This window comes from Sporocytophaga sp. (assembly GCF_017745095.1).
Classification (GTDB): domain Bacteria; phylum Bacteroidota; class Bacteroidia; order Cytophagales; family Cytophagaceae; genus Sporocytophaga.
Genome location: NZ_JAGHZZ010000008.1, coordinates 325,281 through 342,094, shown reverse-complemented (window position 1 = coordinate 342,094; position 16,814 = coordinate 325,281). Strand labels below are relative to the sequence as shown.

Annotated in this window: 13 protein-coding genes; 9 read left to right on the top strand and 4 right to left on the bottom strand. The window is 34.7% G+C overall.

All coding sequences use genetic code 11. The features are described from left to right. The first annotated feature begins 4 nt into the window (after positions 1–4). Positions 5–214, top strand: a complete 210-nt coding sequence (locus J7604_RS14590; protein ID WP_293897069.1) for a hypothetical protein — start codon at positions 5–7, stop codon at positions 212–214. Here J7604_RS14590 and J7604_RS14585 read toward each other — a convergent pair. Beyond that, entirely contained in the window at positions 211–597 is a 387-nt protein-coding gene (locus tag J7604_RS14585; RefSeq protein WP_293897068.1) for a hypothetical protein, read from the bottom strand. The genes J7604_RS14590 and J7604_RS14585 overlap by 4 nt on opposite strands. 250 nt (positions 598–847) lie before the next feature. On the opposite strand from J7604_RS14585, the gene J7604_RS14580 reads away from it, so the two are divergent. Continuing rightward, entirely contained in the window at positions 848–4,588 is a 3,741-nt protein-coding gene (locus J7604_RS14580) for a PAS domain-containing protein (RefSeq protein ID WP_293897067.1), read from the top strand. A gap of 32 nt (positions 4,589–4,620) precedes the next feature. Here J7604_RS14580 and J7604_RS14575 read toward each other — a convergent pair whose 3' ends face one another. Then, entirely contained in the window at positions 4,621–5,844 is a 1,224-nt protein-coding gene (locus tag J7604_RS14575; RefSeq protein WP_293897066.1) for an MFS transporter, read from the bottom strand. A 179-nt stretch (positions 5,845–6,023) separates the two neighbouring features. Here J7604_RS14575 and J7604_RS14570 point away from each other — a divergent pair, with 179 nt between their 5' ends. The 6 genes from J7604_RS14570 to J7604_RS14545 all read left to right on the top strand — a co-directional run bounded on the left by J7604_RS14570 (position 6,024) and on the right by J7604_RS14545 (position 11,521). Then, entirely contained in the window at positions 6,024–6,857 is an 834-nt protein-coding gene (locus J7604_RS14570) for a universal stress protein (protein WP_293897065.1), read from the top strand. Between the two features lie 7 nt (positions 6,858–6,864). Beyond that, positions 6,865–7,377 carry a DinB family protein gene (locus J7604_RS14565; RefSeq protein ID WP_293897064.1) on the top strand — a complete coding sequence of 171 codons (513 nt, stop codon included), beginning with the start codon at positions 6,865–6,867 and terminating at the stop codon, positions 7,375–7,377. Between the two features lie 167 nt (positions 7,378–7,544). After that, on the top strand, positions 7,545–8,831 hold the full coding sequence (locus J7604_RS14560; protein ID WP_293897063.1) for a hemolysin family protein: 1,287 nt from the start codon (positions 7,545–7,547) through the stop codon (positions 8,829–8,831). A gap of 98 nt (positions 8,832–8,929) precedes the next feature. Beyond that, positions 8,930–9,829 (top strand): DUF3078 domain-containing protein, encoded by a 900-nt coding sequence (locus J7604_RS14555; RefSeq protein ID WP_293897062.1) that lies wholly within the window; start codon positions 8,930–8,932, stop codon positions 9,827–9,829. Positions 9,830–9,942: 113 nt separating this feature from the next. Beyond that, positions 9,943–11,019: a GTP-binding protein gene (locus J7604_RS14550; RefSeq protein ID WP_293897061.1), complete on the top strand. Its 1,077-nt coding sequence runs from the start codon at positions 9,943–9,945 to the stop codon at positions 11,017–11,019. A gap of 292 nt (positions 11,020–11,311) precedes the next feature. Continuing rightward, positions 11,312–11,521 carry a hypothetical protein gene (locus tag J7604_RS14545; protein WP_293897060.1) on the top strand — a complete coding sequence of 70 codons (210 nt, stop codon included), beginning with the start codon at positions 11,312–11,314 and terminating at the stop codon, positions 11,519–11,521. Between the two features lie 9 nt (positions 11,522–11,530). On the opposite strand, the gene J7604_RS14540 is transcribed toward J7604_RS14545, so the two are convergent. Beyond that, entirely contained in the window at positions 11,531–12,166 is a 636-nt protein-coding gene (locus J7604_RS14540) for a hypothetical protein (protein WP_293897059.1), read from the bottom strand. 92 nt (positions 12,167–12,258) lie between these two features. Continuing rightward, positions 12,259–13,611, bottom strand: coding sequence for a HAMP domain-containing sensor histidine kinase (locus J7604_RS14535; protein ID WP_293897058.1), 1,353 nt, complete (start codon positions 13,609–13,611; stop codon positions 12,259–12,261). Positions 13,612–14,290: 679 nt separating this feature from the next. Between J7604_RS14535 and J7604_RS14530 the strand changes: the two genes are divergently transcribed. Then, positions 14,291–16,813, top strand: a complete 2,523-nt coding sequence (locus J7604_RS14530; protein WP_293897057.1) for a gliding motility-associated C-terminal domain-containing protein — start codon at positions 14,291–14,293, stop codon at positions 16,811–16,813. Position 16,814 lies beyond the last annotated feature (1 nt).

The window sequence follows — 16,814 nt, the reverse complement described above, 5'->3', positions numbered from 1 at the left end:
TGTTATGACTTTTACGCTGAAAAAAATCAATGACCCTAATGTTTACCGTTCAATTGAAATCATTAGGGTTGATGATAAATATTTTATTGAGATTGGGGAGTATGAGAATGTTGAATCATTTGCAGATCTAACTTTATTGTTAGCTTCTCGCATCGATTTTTTAAAAGAACGGGTTGATTATCTTGAAAACAAAATCAAAAAGTTTGATTGTTAATTAGGCTTGCATGTCAAGCTTTGAATCCATTCTATTGCTTCTTTTTCCTTTTTGAAAATTTTTGCAGGTATAGGGGGTTTATGCAAATTTAAAAATAAAGTTCCTGTAATCTCCTGAAAGAGGCTTTCAACTATAAAGGCTCCAGCCCACAGTTTTTCCATGCACTCCGGACGCGCCAGATATTCCCTGCTGGCTTTATCTATGCTTTTTAGCTTGCGCATATCAAGAACCAGTGGAAGATTTTTTTCATAGCACAGCTTCAATCTTTGTTTTACAATTTCTTTGGCAACTTCCAGTGATAAATTTTCAGTTAGGTGATTTATAAAAATTATATCATTATTGATATGCATCTCTACATTTTCATTTACAAAGCTAGTGTTCATTCTCATAGATGTTTGATTCCCAAAAATAAATTATTCTATCGTTTTTTAAAAAAAGATTTGTTATTGGTTATGAGGTAATTGTGGTGTATTGTGAAGCTTTTTTGAGAAGAGAAATAAAGAGGTTAAATCCTTGCGTGATTGAGAATTACAGGAATTGGCTGTCAATGACCTGAGGATAATTTTTTGTTAAATCTTTTTCTCTCACAAACTATTAAAAAAAATAAGGGTTTAGTAGTTGGAAAGGAAGGTCATGGCTGAGAAAAAATCCATCCCCGTTACAGATTTAACAGCAATTGTATTATTAAGGTTGGGCAAGGCATTTTGCCTTTTGGGGACATTTATACCTATTTTAATTCTAATGGGTCGTTTGATAGACTATCAGCTATTAGTGAGTCTGACCCCGGGTAAATTCATCGTGATGAACCCCCTTTCTTCAATTTGTTTTATTCTTACTGGTATTGCCATTTGGTTAGTTTGGGATGCCAACGCACCTCAGAAAAACAGAAGGATATCTAAGTCCTTAGTGTTTGTCGTCACTTTAATTGGCTTTTTAAAATTACTCTCCCTCTTCATCGGAGTGAATTTTGGTCTGGATGTGCTTTTATTTAAAGATCAATTGAATTTTCATAAAGAAATCTACAATACTTCCTGGAATGAAATGGCTCCCAATACAGCATTAAATATGATGCTGCTTGGTATAACAATTTGGCGGATAGACTATGATGACAGTAAAGTGAAGTATTTTCAGTACATCAATTACTTTATTACCCTGATGGCTTTGCTCTCACTTTATGGATATATCTATGGCGTAAAGAATCTTTATGGCGTATTTCATAGAGTTCCAATGTCATTCTATTCGGGACTTTGTTTTCTGTTTTTTTCGATTTCTGTGCTATTTATAAGGCCAATGAAAGGAACTATGGCTATTCTGGTTGGGGAAAATCCTGCAGAAGTGGTCCTACTGAGGTTTCTTGCATTCGTGTTGCCCTTGTTTTTTGGTTGGTTAAAGATTCAAGGAGAAAAGCTTGAGCTGGTTGAAAAGGAGCTTGGTACGGCAGTGTTGGCAGTACTTACTTATGTGATTTCAATGTTACTTATAGCCCGCAAATCCTCAGTGCAATATCGACTTAGAAAAGCCAGGAAAAAGATCGTGGATCTGATTGAGGAGGATAACAAAAGGTTAAAAAGAATTCTTGATAACTCGCCTACCTATATAAGTATCTATGATTTGGAATCAGGATATCTTGTCTATTCTAATAATGCCATGAGTATTCTTGGAGATAGGGAAAAATTTACTGCAGCACCTTTTGCAGAGGTAATGAAAACAATTATACATCCAGAAGACATTGAGAGATTGCAATCGAGGGTGAAGGAGTATTCTTCTTTCAAGGAGGATGAAGCTGGTCAGAATGAATTTAGAATGATTGATAAACGTGGTGAGGTACGCTGGTTTTATTCAAGAGCAATTCCTTTTAAGTTTGATAATGGTAAAGCCAGGCAGATACTAATTAATGCAATGGATTTCACTAACTTTAAAAAGGCAGAGCAGGAATTGCAGGAGCAGAAGAAGTTTATCGGGAAGATTGTTAGCGCTTCTCCTAATGTGATATATATATTCGATATCAAAAACAGACAGAATAAATTTTTTAGTAAAAATTTTTTTGAATCGCTTGGTTATAGTAAGAGTAAGCTGAACCCTTCAGATGTTAACTTTCTTATCACCTTGATATATCCGAAAGACTTGGTTCGTCTACAAAAACACTACATGAATTTTGTAAATGCTCGGAGTTTTGAAGTAAGGGATATTGAATACAGAGTTAAAGACGCAAAGGGAAATTGGCGATGGGTTTATGCAAGAGAGACGGCCTTTGCCCGAGATGAAGATGGTTTAGTGTCTCAGGTTGTTGGAGTATTGCAGGATATTACTTCAAGGAAAAATGCAGAAGAAGCTTTGAAGTACAGGGAACTTCAGCTTGTGGAAGCACAGAAAATAGCACACGTTGGAAGTTATGAATGGAATGTGATCAAAAATGAAATTGTCTATACTGAAGAAGCATATAGAATATTTGGTTTTTCATTGGAACGGAAAAGTTTTACAGTAGAAGATTTTAAAGCACTACTTTCAAATGAAGATCTGATTAAATACGAAATAAACATGTCTATAGCTCTTCAGGAAAGCAATAATTATGAAGGAGAATTCAGAATTCATCTTGCGGATAAGACTCAGAAAACGATTCTCAATAAGGCAAAGATAGAAAAGGATGATCATGGGAAGGCAATAAAGGTTTTTGGAACTATCATGGATATAACAACTCATAAACGTGATCAGGAAAAACTTAGACAAAAGAATGAAGAATTATTTCATGCCTATGTACAGTTACAATCTACTCAAAGAGAGTTGAGTATTGCCAATCAGGAGCTTAAAACAAAAGTGGTTGAGCAAGGGGCTGAGCTTTCGGGAAGTGAAGAACGTTACAGGTCATTTATCAGCAATAGCTCAGAAGGTATATGGAGGTATGAGTTCCGTGGTATAGATCATGTCGATACTTATCTACCTCCGGAGGTGCAGGCAAAACTTATTCTGAAACACGCCTATATTGCTGAAGCCAATGATATGATGGCCTGGATTCATGGATTTGATTCTGCTGATGATCTGATTGGAGTGGGGCTTACTAAATTTATCATGCTTCCTGAAGATGATAAGATCGAAATGCTAAAGAATTTCATATTGTCTAATTACAGGCTCTCAGATGTGCAGACACCGGAAGTAGATAAAAATGGAAAACTTAATTACTATTTAAGTAATATCAGTGGAGTTGTTAAGCAAGGAAAACTCTTGAGAGGATGGGGCACACAGAATAATGTTACTCAAAAGGTTTTAACTATGGAGGCGTTAAAAATAAGTGAGCAAAAATATCGGTTTCTTGCTGAAAACGTCCCTGAAATTTTCTGGACGGCAGATCCTGATGGCACTGTAGATTACCATAACAAAAGATGGTATGAATATACCAAAAGTAAGAAGGCTGAGTCTTTGAACTTGGAATGGAAATCTATGGTACATCCAGATGATTTTCCCAAAATCGAAAAGCTTTGGAATGAAAGTTTAAGGACAGGTAAGGAGTTCGTAGCTCAGTATCGATTGAAAGGGGCTGGCCATGATTATCGATGGAATTTAGGAAAGGCTTCTCCCTTAAGAGATAATGAAGGTAAAATTGTAAAATGGATTGGGACTTCTGTTGACGTGCATGAAGGGAAAATACTTTCACAAACTCTTTCTGAAAAGAATGAAGAACTGACCAGGATAAACAATGATCTGGATAATTTTATTTACACAGCGTCTCATGATCTTAAAGTGCCTATCACAAATATTGAAGGGCTGCTTTATATGCTTCTAGAGGAAATGAGTGAGGTTTGTCGTTCTGATAAAGATGTGAATGAAATTCTTCTTCGAATGAACATATCTGTAAATAAATTCAAGAAAGTCATTACAGATTTGACAGAGATTACCAGAGCACAAAAAAGTAACGAGGATGAAGTGGTTGAAATTAACTTTTCCGAAATTCTGGATGAAGTTCTTTCACTTCTCAGAGACCTGACAGATACAACAAGTACAACTATTCTCACTGATTTTTCCGAATGTTCAACTATTTATTTTTCTGAAAGAAATCTTAAAAGTGTTCTTTATAATCTTATTTGCAATGCAATAAAATTTGCTTCCCCCAATAGGGCTCCTGAAATTAAAATTACTACCAGTTGTGTTAATGATATGCTCTTGTTAAGGGTAGAAGACAATGGTGTAGGTTTTGATATTTCACAAATAGATAAAGCGTTTTCTATGTTTAAAAAGCTTCATTCTCATAAAGAGGGCTCGGGTATTGGTCTTTATATAGTTAAAAGAATTGTTACCAATGCGGGAGGTAAAATTGAAGTTGAAAGTGAAAAAGGAAAAGGCTCGGTTTTTAAAGTATACTTTAAGAAAAATATTGAATAATTCTTTGGTCTAATTTAATTGAGATTGTTTTTTTATCTGAATCCAACCGACAATTTCCTAATGTCTTTAGTTTCCGGCATGTAATAAATCACAAATATAAGAGTGAAAAGAGAGGCTACTGAAAGAACCACAAAGCAGTTATTGTAGCCGAATATGTTGGAAATTTGACCGGTAATATAAGCGCTGAGACCTGTTCCTATACCAATGCAGGCTGTTACTACACCTTGAATAAAGTTAAACCTTCCGGTTCCTTCCGTTAGATCAGCAATAATAATGATGACCATTACACCAAAAATCCCTCCTGCGATTCCGTCAAATAATTGTGTAATTGTCAAATAGACAGGATCCGCAGTTAAAGTTACCAGTAGTGCCCTTAAGGGGAGTATTAAAAATGAAACCATAAAAATACTTTTCCTTTTTCTGTTTGCAGAAAGCTTTCCGGAAAGCCTGGCCATTATAATCATTACCAGCTGAGCGATAATAATACAACAGGACATGAAGATATAAGCGCTTTCTTTTTCTGTAGTAGCAATTTTCTGCCCTACCAAAGTCATCATGGAACCATTGCAGAATCCGAAAAGGGTAACTGTGACCAAGAGAATAATAATATTTTTCTCTCTTACAATTTCTGTATATCCTATTGGTTTGTGCTGGATATTACTTTCATCTTTAGCACCTCTTGCAAGAGAATGATCTATGTCACTTTTTTTAATCATTAATACAGAAATGCTGCTGGCTATAGCCATTAACGTTACTAGGTAGAATATTCCTTCAAGAAACATATAATAGCCAATAATGCCAGCCAGCAAAGCATTAAGTACATTTCCTATATGATTAAAAGACTCATTCCTTCCTATGCGTTTTGCCAGACGTTCATATCCAACCATACCAAGAGTGATGGCTGCTACGGTTGGGGTATAGACAGAAGTGGCCAGCCCTATGATGCATTGGGATATACAAATAATCATAAAGCTCGGTGAAATCACATCAATCAAACATGCAATTCCTATCATAAGAGAAGAGAAAACAATGAGTTTTCTTTTATGATGGGTTTTATCAATCCAGGCACCGGAAGGAGTTTGAACCAATATTCTTATAAATCCCGGTAAACCCATGATCAGTCCTATATCAGCTGCATTCCAGTTTTTTTCAGTCAATAGGTAAATGGCAAGGTATGGCCCTAAACCGTCGCGCACATTAGCTAAAAAAAAGCTTAGGCAATCCAGTCCTCTCAAACTCCTCGGTGTAGCTTCCATAGAAAAATGACCAATTCTGATAGATATATAAAAAGATAACTTAAGTTTAAAAGATTGGTTTATCTATTTAGATTGAATTTTCTTTTCATAGAAGGATTAAATGGGGATTTCTTTCGTGATAATTCAATTGCATTGTTTCAATATAATTTTTAATGAACAGAAATAAAATATTTGTTTAAATGAGGGTTATACTTTGTCCTGTAGATTTTTCGGAGAACTCACTTAAAGCTTTGGAGTATGCTGCTGCTATAGCAGCGCAAACTCAAACCAAGCTATTTATTTTAAATAAATTTACCCTGACTGGAGGGGAAAAGGTAGAGTCTAGTGATAGTATATTTGACGAATCAAAAGAAGAAGCAGAAGATAAACTGAATGAATTAAGGAATATAATCCTGACGGAATATAAAGACTTGCAGGTGGATGTTTCTGTAACTTATGGCATTGAGCCTTCCCAGGTAATATTGGATTTTGCTGAAGATATTAAAGCTGACCTCATAGTGATGGGGACTAAAGGGGCGGGAGGTTTTAAAGAAATTTTTTTCGGAACCACTACCACATCTGTAACCAGCAAGGCATCAGTACCAGTACTAGCATTTCCTGTTGCAGCAAAACCTCATTTGCCTAAGTCAATTGTATACGCGACAGACCTTAAATGGGAAGACAGAGCGGTACTACATCCTTTATGGAATTTTACAATAAGTCTTGACGCTCAGCTTACATTTCTGTATGTTGCAAAGGGTGAGGAAAAAGGTGTTGATGCTATCAGAAATGAAATGGAAAGCAGTGAAGGATTTAATAGAATAAAAACAACGCTGAAAGTACATTTTGCAGAAGTGAAATCCAATGACGTCTTCGGGGCAATTCAGGATTATGCTAATGAAACAAATGCAGGTCTTATTGTGCTGGGAAACCATGAAAAAAATTATCTCGAAAAATTGAGAAAAGGGGATCTGACGCGTTTGATGACTATGTATACTGAAGTTCCTTTATTAATACTTCATAAGAGCAAATAAAATGAAAATGAAAAACGCAGCCGAGCTGATTGAAGAATTGAATAATTCTACAAATATGCTTACTAATAAAATTAATCAGTTTAAGGATAATGATTTTAACGTTAAGCCTGAACCTAATCAATGGTCTGCCGGTGATGTAGCAGAGCATATATATATTCTGGAATCCTTCATTAATAAGGTCCTTGTAGGGACGTGCATATCCACAGAGAGAAACCCGGAAGAAAAGATTTTGGTTGTCAAAAACATATTTTCAAATTTTGATAAAAAACTCAATGCTCCGGATCCTATTGCGCCTTCTGTTAATATAAAAACAATAGATCAATTATTAAATGATATTAAGACCTCAAGGTTAATTACTGAACAGATCGTTTCAGCCCACGATCTTAGCCTCATTTGTAAAGATTTTGTGCATAAGGGATTTGGAGAAATGACTCGCACTGAATGGGTTCACTTTTGTATTTATCACACCGAAAGGCATCTTCATCAAATGCAAAAAATAAAAGAAAAAATATCTGCATAGTTTTAATTTAAAATCCAAGAGATATAAGTTTTTTGTGAAAATAGGGTAGTTTTTAGAATGTTATAATATTTACAATTTTTGAAGGGTTATTAAAGTGACTTTAATTTTTTGTTTTTAGTCGATTTATTATAATCTTTCAAGCTTCATTGGATATTTAACATATAGAAATGGTAGTAGAAATTATCATCATTCTCCTCTTGATCATAGTGAATGGTATATTTTCAATGTCTGAAATTGCCCTGGTTTCTTCCAAGAAATATAAACTTGAATCTGCATCTGAAAAAGGGAATAAGGGCGCTAAAGTAGCTCTTGATCTTTCGGAAAATCCTGGAAAATTTCTGTCAACGGTTCAGGTTGGAATTACGCTAATAGGAATCCTAACAGGGGTTTTTGGAGGCGCTTCAATTTCACGAAGGCTCAATGATTATTTTGAAGCTTCCGGAATATTCGGAAACTATTCTGAAACTGCCTCAGGACTTATCGTGGTATTCGGAATCACTTATGTAACCCTTATTCTGGGAGAACTGCTCCCCAAAAGGATAGGTATGAACAGTCCTGAAAAAATTGCTTCAGCTATTGCTATTCCGATGACAATTCTTGCTAAGATTGTCAAACCCTTGATATGGCTTCTTTCCGCATCAACTGATCTGTTTATTAAAATTCTTCAACTCAAACCTCAGGAGGATCATTTTGTAACTGAGGAAGAGATTAAAGCTATGCTGGAAGAGGCTTCTGATATAGGAGAGGTCGAAAAGGAGGAAAGAGAAATGGTGGAAAGAGTATTTTTCCTTGGAGATACTGATGTCGGGTCACTTATGAGCAGTCGCGCTGATGTGGTTTCCCTTGATATAAACGAAGATCTAGAGGTCAATAAACAAATTATGGCCGAATCCATTCATACACATTTCCCAGTATATGAAAATGAATATGACAACATCATTGGTATTCTGAGTCTGAAAACCTTCAGTTCTTCCTTACTGAGAAAGGAGGATATAGACCTAAGATCTATGCTTATTGATGCCTTATTTGTGCCTGTTCAAATGACTGCTTTTAAATTATTGGAAAATATGAAAAGCAGAAATACTCATTTCGCTGTGGCCGTAGATGAGTATGGTTCTGTAAAGGGAGTAATTACAACCAATGATCTGGTAAATGTGGTCATAGGAGATATATACAGAAAAGAGGAGGCAGAGATCATAAAAAGGCAGGACGAATCTTATCTTGTAGATGGACTAATATCTCTGGATGAATTTTTCAGATATTTTGAAGTTGAGAAAACTGAAGAAATAGAAAGGGAAGGCTTTTATACTTTAGGTGGGTTAATACTTTACATTTTTAAAAGAATTCCTTCTTCCGGTGAAATAATTGATTGGAAAAACTTGCATTTCGAGGTGTTGGATATGGATGGACAAAGAGTAGATAAAGTTCTTGTGAGGCCGCTAGATAGGCAGTAGTATAAAGTATTTATAGATACTGTGTAAGTTAATTAAGGAATTTGTTTAGTTAATTTCTTCTCAGGCTTTTAATTTTGGATTTTACATCCTAATTAATCATGAAGAAGTTTATTTTAATAGTTTTTATTCTTTTAGCAAAAAACGTTTTTGCTCAAACAGACTTTTCCAATCAGGATACCATACCTTCTCCCTGGAAAAAATCATTAGAAGCAGGTGCAAATATTAATCAATCCTCCTTTAGTTCTAACTGGAAAGGGGGAGGAGTAAATTCCATTGCAATGGGCTTAGTGCTGGATGGTCGACTACTGTATGAATCAAATAAAATATCATTTGATAATATAATTCAGTTGCAATATGGTATGGTGAAAAATGATAAGGCTATATACAGAAAAACTACAGATAAAATATTCATTGATTCGAAGCTGGGATACAGACTTACAGATAAATGGAATGCTTATGTTTCAGTAAACTTTCTCTCTCAGTTTGCACAGGGCTTTAAAGTTACCAAAGATAGTCTTGACAGAGAATCTCAGCAGTTGATTTCAAGATTTATGGCTCCCGGATACCTTACTTCCTCTATGGGTCTTGAATATAAGCCAGTGAATTATTTTTGGCTAAGGTTTGGTGTAGGTAGCTTTCGTAACACTTTTGTTACTGATACTACACTATACAAAAATGTACCTCAGAATTATGGAGTACCTATCGGTAAGAAAGTCAGAAATGAACTTGCATTTGCGCTAACTGCAAACTTTGATAAAGATATCGCTAAAAACCTCCACCTGTATACCAGATATACAATGTTTGCTAACTATGAAAATCTGAAAGCTATTGACTCTCGACTAGACCTTACGCTATCAGCAAAAGTGAACCGATATATTAACGTTAATTTAACTGCAACTGCCTTGTATGATCAGGATCAGGATTATGAGATTCAATATACTCAAATGTTGTCTCTCGGCCTTTTATATAGGTTCTCTGAGTTTGATCCGAAGAAATAATTGGTGAAAGATTTATACCTGAAGAATAAAATCAGATTATCAAAAGCAGGCCCGTTTTGTTATAATTCTTGATAACTCTAACTGGCCTGTTTAATTTAAAATTAGAAACTACCATGACAATGCCGAAAATTCCCGTCACTATCATTACAGGCTTTCTGGGCGCAGGAAAAACTACATTGCTCAATTACCTTATCTCTCATCATAAACAAAAGAGATTTGCTGTGATTGAAAATGAATTTGGAGAAGTGGGAATTGATGGAGCTCTGGTGATGGACACAAAAGAGGGAATCTTTGAGCTCTCCAACGGCTGTCTATGTTGCACGCTTAATGATGATCTGATAGATGTTCTACAGAAAATCATTAACAGAGACAGAAAGATAGATCATCTGCTTATAGAGACCACGGGTATAGCTGATCCTGGACCTATTGCCATGAGCTTTCTTTCAGATCCGTATGTCAAAGAAGCATTTTATATTGATGGAATTATTACTTTGACAGATGCTCAGTTCATAGAACAACAATTGGAAGATCAGGAAATCGCCTGTAATCAGGTTACCATGGCAGATGTCATTATTATTAATAAAATTGATAAGGTAGATTCCTATCAGAAAGATACCGTAAATAATATTCTAAGACGAATTAATCCTGGAAGCCAGATTGTATTCCATGGAAAAGATTCTACTTTTGATATAAACCTTCTGGAGTTAAATGCATTTTCAGAACAAAATTTTCACAGTAGCTTCAATGCTTTGAAGAAACAAAGCTATTCCTATCAGAAAGAGACTTCAAATCAGTCAAATCTTTTGGCTCCCACAAAACAGGTGAGACATGCAGGTATTCATTCTCATACATTTGTATTCAAGGCTCCTTTGGATGTGCTTAAATTTAATATTTTCGTCAGAGCCTTGCTGACTGAGCAATTAGAAGTATTTCGAATTAAAGGAATTTTGAATCTCAATTCAGTTGAAGAAAAAATTCTATTTCAGGCAGTGAATAGCCAATATGCTACTGATTCAATGGGTCCTTGGACCTCAGAGGATGAAAAGGAAACCAAAATAGTTTTTATTGGAAAAAACTTAAGTAAAACTCTATTACAAGAGGCTATGGACTTATGCAGTTCTTCAGATCCATTTGAACCGGAAATTTTTTATAATCAATTAAATAGGATTATTCTAGGAATGAAAAAATAAGTATATTTTGTATTATACTGTTATTTTTTGGTATTATTTTTATTATTTTGGATTGTTGAAATAATTTCCCTGATAAGTTATATTTTTTATGTTTACCTTTTCATCTAATTGTTTATTAAAGAATATCTTTTTAGTGATTATTGTCTAATCTCAAGAAAGTTGAAATCTACGTTTAACTTATTTTGAATTGTTAATTTTAGGTATTAGACTATAAAATTGTTATATTTGTCTAAGACACTTGTTTTTAAATTTCGTTTTTTAAAATTCTTAAGACCATAGAGACTGACTCCTTATGATGACTTTTGAGACCTTGAAAAAATACCATCTATCAAAAATCAAAGTGGTATTAAAATCCGGAGAGGAATATATAGGGATAATCACTTCTCATGATTTTACGGATAAAGAAAGGGTTGTAATAGACCGAATATCTTTATTAGGAGATCTCAATATCTCGAAAATTAAATGTGAAGATATTCAGTCTATTTCCTTTGCTAAGGAATAAAAGAAGATTCTAGAAGGTATATCTGATTCCTGTGCTTATATCACCTTTTATAAATAAAGGACTATTGAATACCTCAGTGTAAATAGTGTTTTCTGCAAATAACATGATTGGGAAATTTTTAAAAATATATTCTATTCCCAGCACTGCATCGACGCCCATGGAAAATGTTCTTATATATTCCTTCTCATAAATGATAGTATTGTTTTCTGTATAGTGATAATTACAGTAATAACTGGAAAATCTTGACTGAATTCCGGCTCCATAGTACCATCTTAATCTAGGTAAAAAGGATATTTTGTTGTGTACTAGATAATGTAGTTGCAGAATCCACGGCCTTTCAGTGTGATCATATCCGTCGAAAATATACCCTTTATTCCTAAGGCGTCTCTTATTGCTTCTATAGTAATAGTCATTGTTCCTATAGGAACCATTTCGGCCAGCTACAAACTCTAGAGCATTGTTTCCAAAATACTTTTTAAGGGTAATTCCTCCCGGATTATGAAACTTAAAGCCAGCAGTCCAGTTCAGAGTTCTGGTGGAAGTTGATTGGCTGCTATCCGTTTGTGCAATTGCATTAAAAGAAAGAATTAAGAATGTAATAATGAAGAAATTCCTGGAGAATATACTTCCTGAAAATGTTGTCATCTTGCTAATAGATTTTTGATTCTATTTCTATGACAACCTTAATGCGACATACCCCTATGCGGGAAAAAAATAATTAGTGAAAGATAAATTGGTTAGTTTCTGGATATAGGAAGTTCTACCGAAAATGTAGTCATAATGCCAGGTGTGCTGTAGACATATATATTTCCATCGTTTGCGTTGATAAGCTGTTTGCACAAAAGTAGCCCGATTCCGGACCCTTTTTCTGAGTTTGTACCTAATCTCGTTTTAGAAATATTTGGCTCAAAAAGCTGGTTAAGCATTACATCAGGAATGCCTATACCATGGTCTTCTATAGTTACCTGGATTTTGCTATTCTTCTGGGAGGCATAGGCAATGACCTCTTGTCCGCTATGACTAAATTTAATAGCATTCAGAATAAGGTTTCTGAAAGTTATTTCCATCATGTCATAATCACACCAGACAAGGGTATTGGCTTCTATAGAATTGGTTAGCTTTACATTTTTATTTTTTGCAAGGTAGCCAGTATAGTAAAATACATTATCAATAAGCTCCTTTAGGCAAATATTTTTAGGATCAGGGGAATGATTGGTAAGATGTGTACTGGACCAGTTAACCAGGTTATCCAGCAACTGTTTCGTATGAATTGAGGACTCTTTAAACTTTAGCGCAACAGCTTTTATTTCTTCTTTCTGGATTTTTTCTTCAAGAATCAGTTCTGTTATAGCCTGTATATTGTTTATAGGGCTTTTAAGGTCATGAGATAGGATGGATAAAAGTCGATCTTTTACAGAGTTTAATCTCTCCAATTCACTTTTTGTCTTTTCCAATTCACGGTTTTGAGCTGACAATAGGCTTTGTTGTTCTTTTAGTTGATTGCTTTTTTCAAACAAAAGCGTTTCTCCTAATTCTGACAAAGAAAGAAACAGATTTGCAAGAAAGATCATGCAGAATATGGCTGTCAGATTAAAAGCTGTGTTGATCCACTGATTCACTCCTAAGGATATATTGGGAGCAGGCAGAGAAATTTTGTATTTGTCAAGGGTATATATGATTGCAATATTTAGCAGGGTAAATAAAATGGATATGTTAAAAAGGGGTCTTTCGTTTTTTCCGAAAATGATAAAAGGTATAATCGCAATTGGAATATAAAATACTTTGAGATCCATTTCACTTCCCAGGCTGGCTGACATAGATAACACCTGAAGCAATAGAGAAAAGTATAATACAATCTTTGCAACTCTTGAAAAGCCTGCCATACAGATCCTCCAAGTTGAAAAATGTACTACAGCAAAGAATGCAAAAATAAAATTTAAAGGAAAAATATTATAAATGAAGAATCCTGCACCAAACACTACGCATAAAAAAATACAAATAATTGTCGTGTATGCTGTTATTTTAATCCTTTTTGTCTCCAATTGATTTTGATTTGGAGCGATGTCTTCTGATAAAAAAGATAGGATCATTCATTCTTTATTTACATGTACGCAATAAAACTGACTGAAATATTGAATTTTAATCTACAATATACCTATTTCTGATTTTAATTCTAATATTAGAACATTTTTGTGAGTTAAATTCTATTGCGGGAAATACAAATACATTTTTGGGCAGTATCTCATACGTTTGTGAATAATTTATTCTAATGATATGCATGCCTACTTGCCGCATGCAATAACTATCGGATCTAATAAGCAAATGATTTTTGTCCATGGGAGTTGTAAAGACTATCCATACATAAATTCGTCGAGATAAAAATCTAAACTGATAAGCAATTACCAGCTCACAGAAGTGTTGCTGAAATGCTTAAAGTTGAGAAATGAAGAATGGAAATATTGGGAAAATGAAATTTTAAATTTCCAGTTTCGTGGAGCTTTTGATAAATGGTGTTATTAATATTATCTCAGTGAAAGGAGTTATCAAAATGTAGGTGGAATAATGAGTTTAAAGTTAAAACCTATGGTGAAGTAGTAGAATAGGCAAAGCGATTTAAAATAACTCGTCGAAATGGATGAACTTAAATTGGAGAATCGCATGATAATTTTTACCTTTAATAGCTATTTTTCTGTGCTTTAAGAGAAATGATTTGGTCAATTAATTCTCCAGAAAAATCTAATTTCAATCCTATTTTAATTCTTATCATATATGCATAAAAGCAGTTTTTTAACCCTCTTTTATTTCCTGATTGTTTTCTATTCCATTGCTCAACCTGCCACTATTGATTCCTCATTCAATAAAGCAGGGTCTCCTCCCGGAATATTCCAAACCAGATTTTATGGCAAGGAAGAAGAGGCTAGAATGATCATTGCACAACCGGATGAAAAAGTCGTAATGGTGGGAGCTTCGCTGAATGGCTCTAAAGGTCATGATTTTACTTTTGTGAGAATAAAACCTGATGGAACCCTAGATGAAAGTTTTGCCTCGAAAGGAAAGGGAATATTTTCTGTATCTGATACTACTGATGATTACCCCGAAGCAGTTGCAATTGATAAGGCCGGAAGGATTTTGATAGGAGGATATTTTAAAGCTTCTGGTACTACCTTGCCTGTAATAATCAGATTGACTCAGGATGGTAATATTGATAAAACTTTTGGGAAAGAGGGTAAACTTTTTCCTGATCTGACTACAAAGAAAAAGATGACAAGTATACATTCTCTGAAAAGACAGGGAGATAAAATACTTGCAGTAGGATCGTATGTGGATTCAATATATTTATATATAAACGGTCCTACCACTGTTGTTTTTAGATTAAATGATGATGGGACAATTGACAGAACATTTGGAAGTAAAGGTATAACTATATTGGATGACGTAGCCTGCTATCAGATTGCTTTAAATGAAACTAGTATCGCATTGGGAGGTTCATATCCCATGCCGCTTAAAACAGAATCTGTGACGAATCCCATTGTCGCAATGCTTAAATCTGATGGAACAATTAATACTACATTTGGCGATAAAGGATTTTACCAAAGGACTGTAGTGGCAGAGGAAATGATTGCTGATATGGCTTTTCAAAAAGATGGTAAGTTGGTAACCGTGGGGCAGGTAAGGGATCAAAGTGTCATCATGCGTTTAAATTCTAATGGAAAAATAGACTCCACTTTTGCGACAGCTGGAAGACTTGTTAATCTTATTGCATTAAAGGAAAAAGGAAAGTCAATATTTGTTTTACCAAACGGAAAAATATTAGCTACAATAGAAGCCGAATATTCTGATGGGAATTTTACGAGTCAAAGATTAAGGCTTGTTAAACTTAGTGAAAAAGGAGAAATTGAATCTTTTGGCTATGATCAAATTTCTAATTTCTCAACTTCACTTAATAACTCCGTTTTAACTTCCGATTATAATCTCATTTGTGCCAGAGCAACAGGATATGACTTTAGTGTAGTCAAAGTCAAAACGAAAATTATGCCTAGCATAAGATTTCTCGACTTGCCGAAATTAAACATTGCAAGTGCCAATACACCTCTAGTCGCATATGCTTCTTTTAACTTACCTGTTTTATTTAAATCGAGTGATGTAAATGTAGCAGAAACCAAAGATACTCTGCTTATCATTACCGGCGCCGGACCTGTAACTATAACAGCTTATGTTGAAGCAAGTATAGATTATGAAGTAGCTAAAGCTAACCAGGCCATTATCGTATCTCCAGCTGCGGAGTTTCTGGTCGGTAAAAACTATACTAGTACCAAAAAAGTACAGACATATGCTGTGATCCCTTATAATGGTGAATATAGTTATGAATGGTCTTATTCCGGAGAAAATGCATATCTTTTAAACAACAATCAGATAAGTGATTCGACCAATAAGGTAAATATATATTTTTCGGACGATGCTGTAGAAGGAACACTGACCTGTAGGATTTATGACAAACAAGGCTTAGTGAAAGCTATATTAAGAAAAGAGATTAAAGTGGTGGAAGATGCAACAGATGGAAATATTCGTGAAAATGTATGCCCTAAAAGTTTTGCACTATGCTATGCAACACATATAAATTCATTCAGGATTAATACTCTGAAAAGTGATTCTTCAGGTTGCCAGGGGACAGGGTATACAGATTTCACAGAATCAGGTAGAACAACAGACCTGTTTCTCGGCAATGTTTACACTGCAGATTTTGAAATAAGCGCTATAGGAAAATCCAGTAAGTATGTAGGAATCTGGATAGATTATAATAATGATGGGGATTTTGATGAAGCTGATGAATTTGTAAACGCAACCTTTGGAGAAGATTCTCTTGTTTCCATGAAACCTATCATTATAAAAAATTCAAAAGAATATGCAGGTAGCAGAAGATTGAGGGTAAGATGCAGAACAAATGGTCGCTTTACATCTTCTGATGCATGTATCCTTTCAGGTGAGGCTGGAGAAACAGAAGATTACATGGTTACACTAAAAGTAGAGGATGCTTTGGAAGCACCTGAAATCATCACTCCTAATGAAGATGGAAAAAACGATTACTTTGTCATTAGAGGCGTCAACGACAAAGCAGACAATAGACTTGATATCTTTGATAAATGGGGGGATATCAAATACAGTTGCGCAAACTATCTCAATAACTGGAATGGGAAAACCAATACCGGAGCCCAGGTCACTGAAGGAACCTATTATTATGTATTTAAAAATGGGGCAAACGTTCTAAAGGGATTTGTAGAAGTAAAGTATTAAA

Bases quoted from the DNA above. Each gene is read 5' to 3' on its own strand.
- J7604_RS14590 (WP_293897069.1), top strand. From the start codon at position 5: ATGACTTTTACGCTGAAAAAAATCAATGACCCTAATGTTTACCGTTCA.
- J7604_RS14585 (WP_293897068.1), bottom strand. From the start codon at position 597: ATGAACACTAGCTTTGTAAATGAAAATGTAGAGATGCATATCAATAAT.
- J7604_RS14580 (WP_293897067.1), top strand. From the start codon at position 848: ATGGCTGAGAAAAAATCCATCCCCGTTACAGATTTAACAGCAATTGTA.
- J7604_RS14575 (WP_293897066.1), bottom strand. From the start codon at position 5,844: ATGGAAGCTACACCGAGGAGTTTGAGAGGACTGGATTGCCTAAGCTTT.
- J7604_RS14570 (WP_293897065.1), top strand. From the start codon at position 6,024: ATGAGGGTTATACTTTGTCCTGTAGATTTTTCGGAGAACTCACTTAAA.
- J7604_RS14565 (WP_293897064.1), top strand. From the start codon at position 6,865: ATGAAAAACGCAGCCGAGCTGATTGAAGAATTGAATAATTCTACAAAT.
- J7604_RS14560 (WP_293897063.1), top strand. From the start codon at position 7,545: ATGGTAGTAGAAATTATCATCATTCTCCTCTTGATCATAGTGAATGGT.
- J7604_RS14555 (WP_293897062.1), top strand. From the start codon at position 8,930: ATGAAGAAGTTTATTTTAATAGTTTTTATTCTTTTAGCAAAAAACGTT.
- J7604_RS14550 (WP_293897061.1), top strand. From the start codon at position 9,943: ATGACAATGCCGAAAATTCCCGTCACTATCATTACAGGCTTTCTGGGC.
- J7604_RS14545 (WP_293897060.1), top strand. From the start codon at position 11,312: ATGATGACTTTTGAGACCTTGAAAAAATACCATCTATCAAAAATCAAA.
- J7604_RS14540 (WP_293897059.1), bottom strand. From the start codon at position 12,166: ATGACAACATTTTCAGGAAGTATATTCTCCAGGAATTTCTTCATTATT.
- J7604_RS14535 (WP_293897058.1), bottom strand. From the start codon at position 13,611: ATGATCCTATCTTTTTTATCAGAAGACATCGCTCCAAATCAAAATCAA.
- J7604_RS14530 (WP_293897057.1), top strand. From the start codon at position 14,291: ATGCATAAAAGCAGTTTTTTAACCCTCTTTTATTTCCTGATTGTTTTC.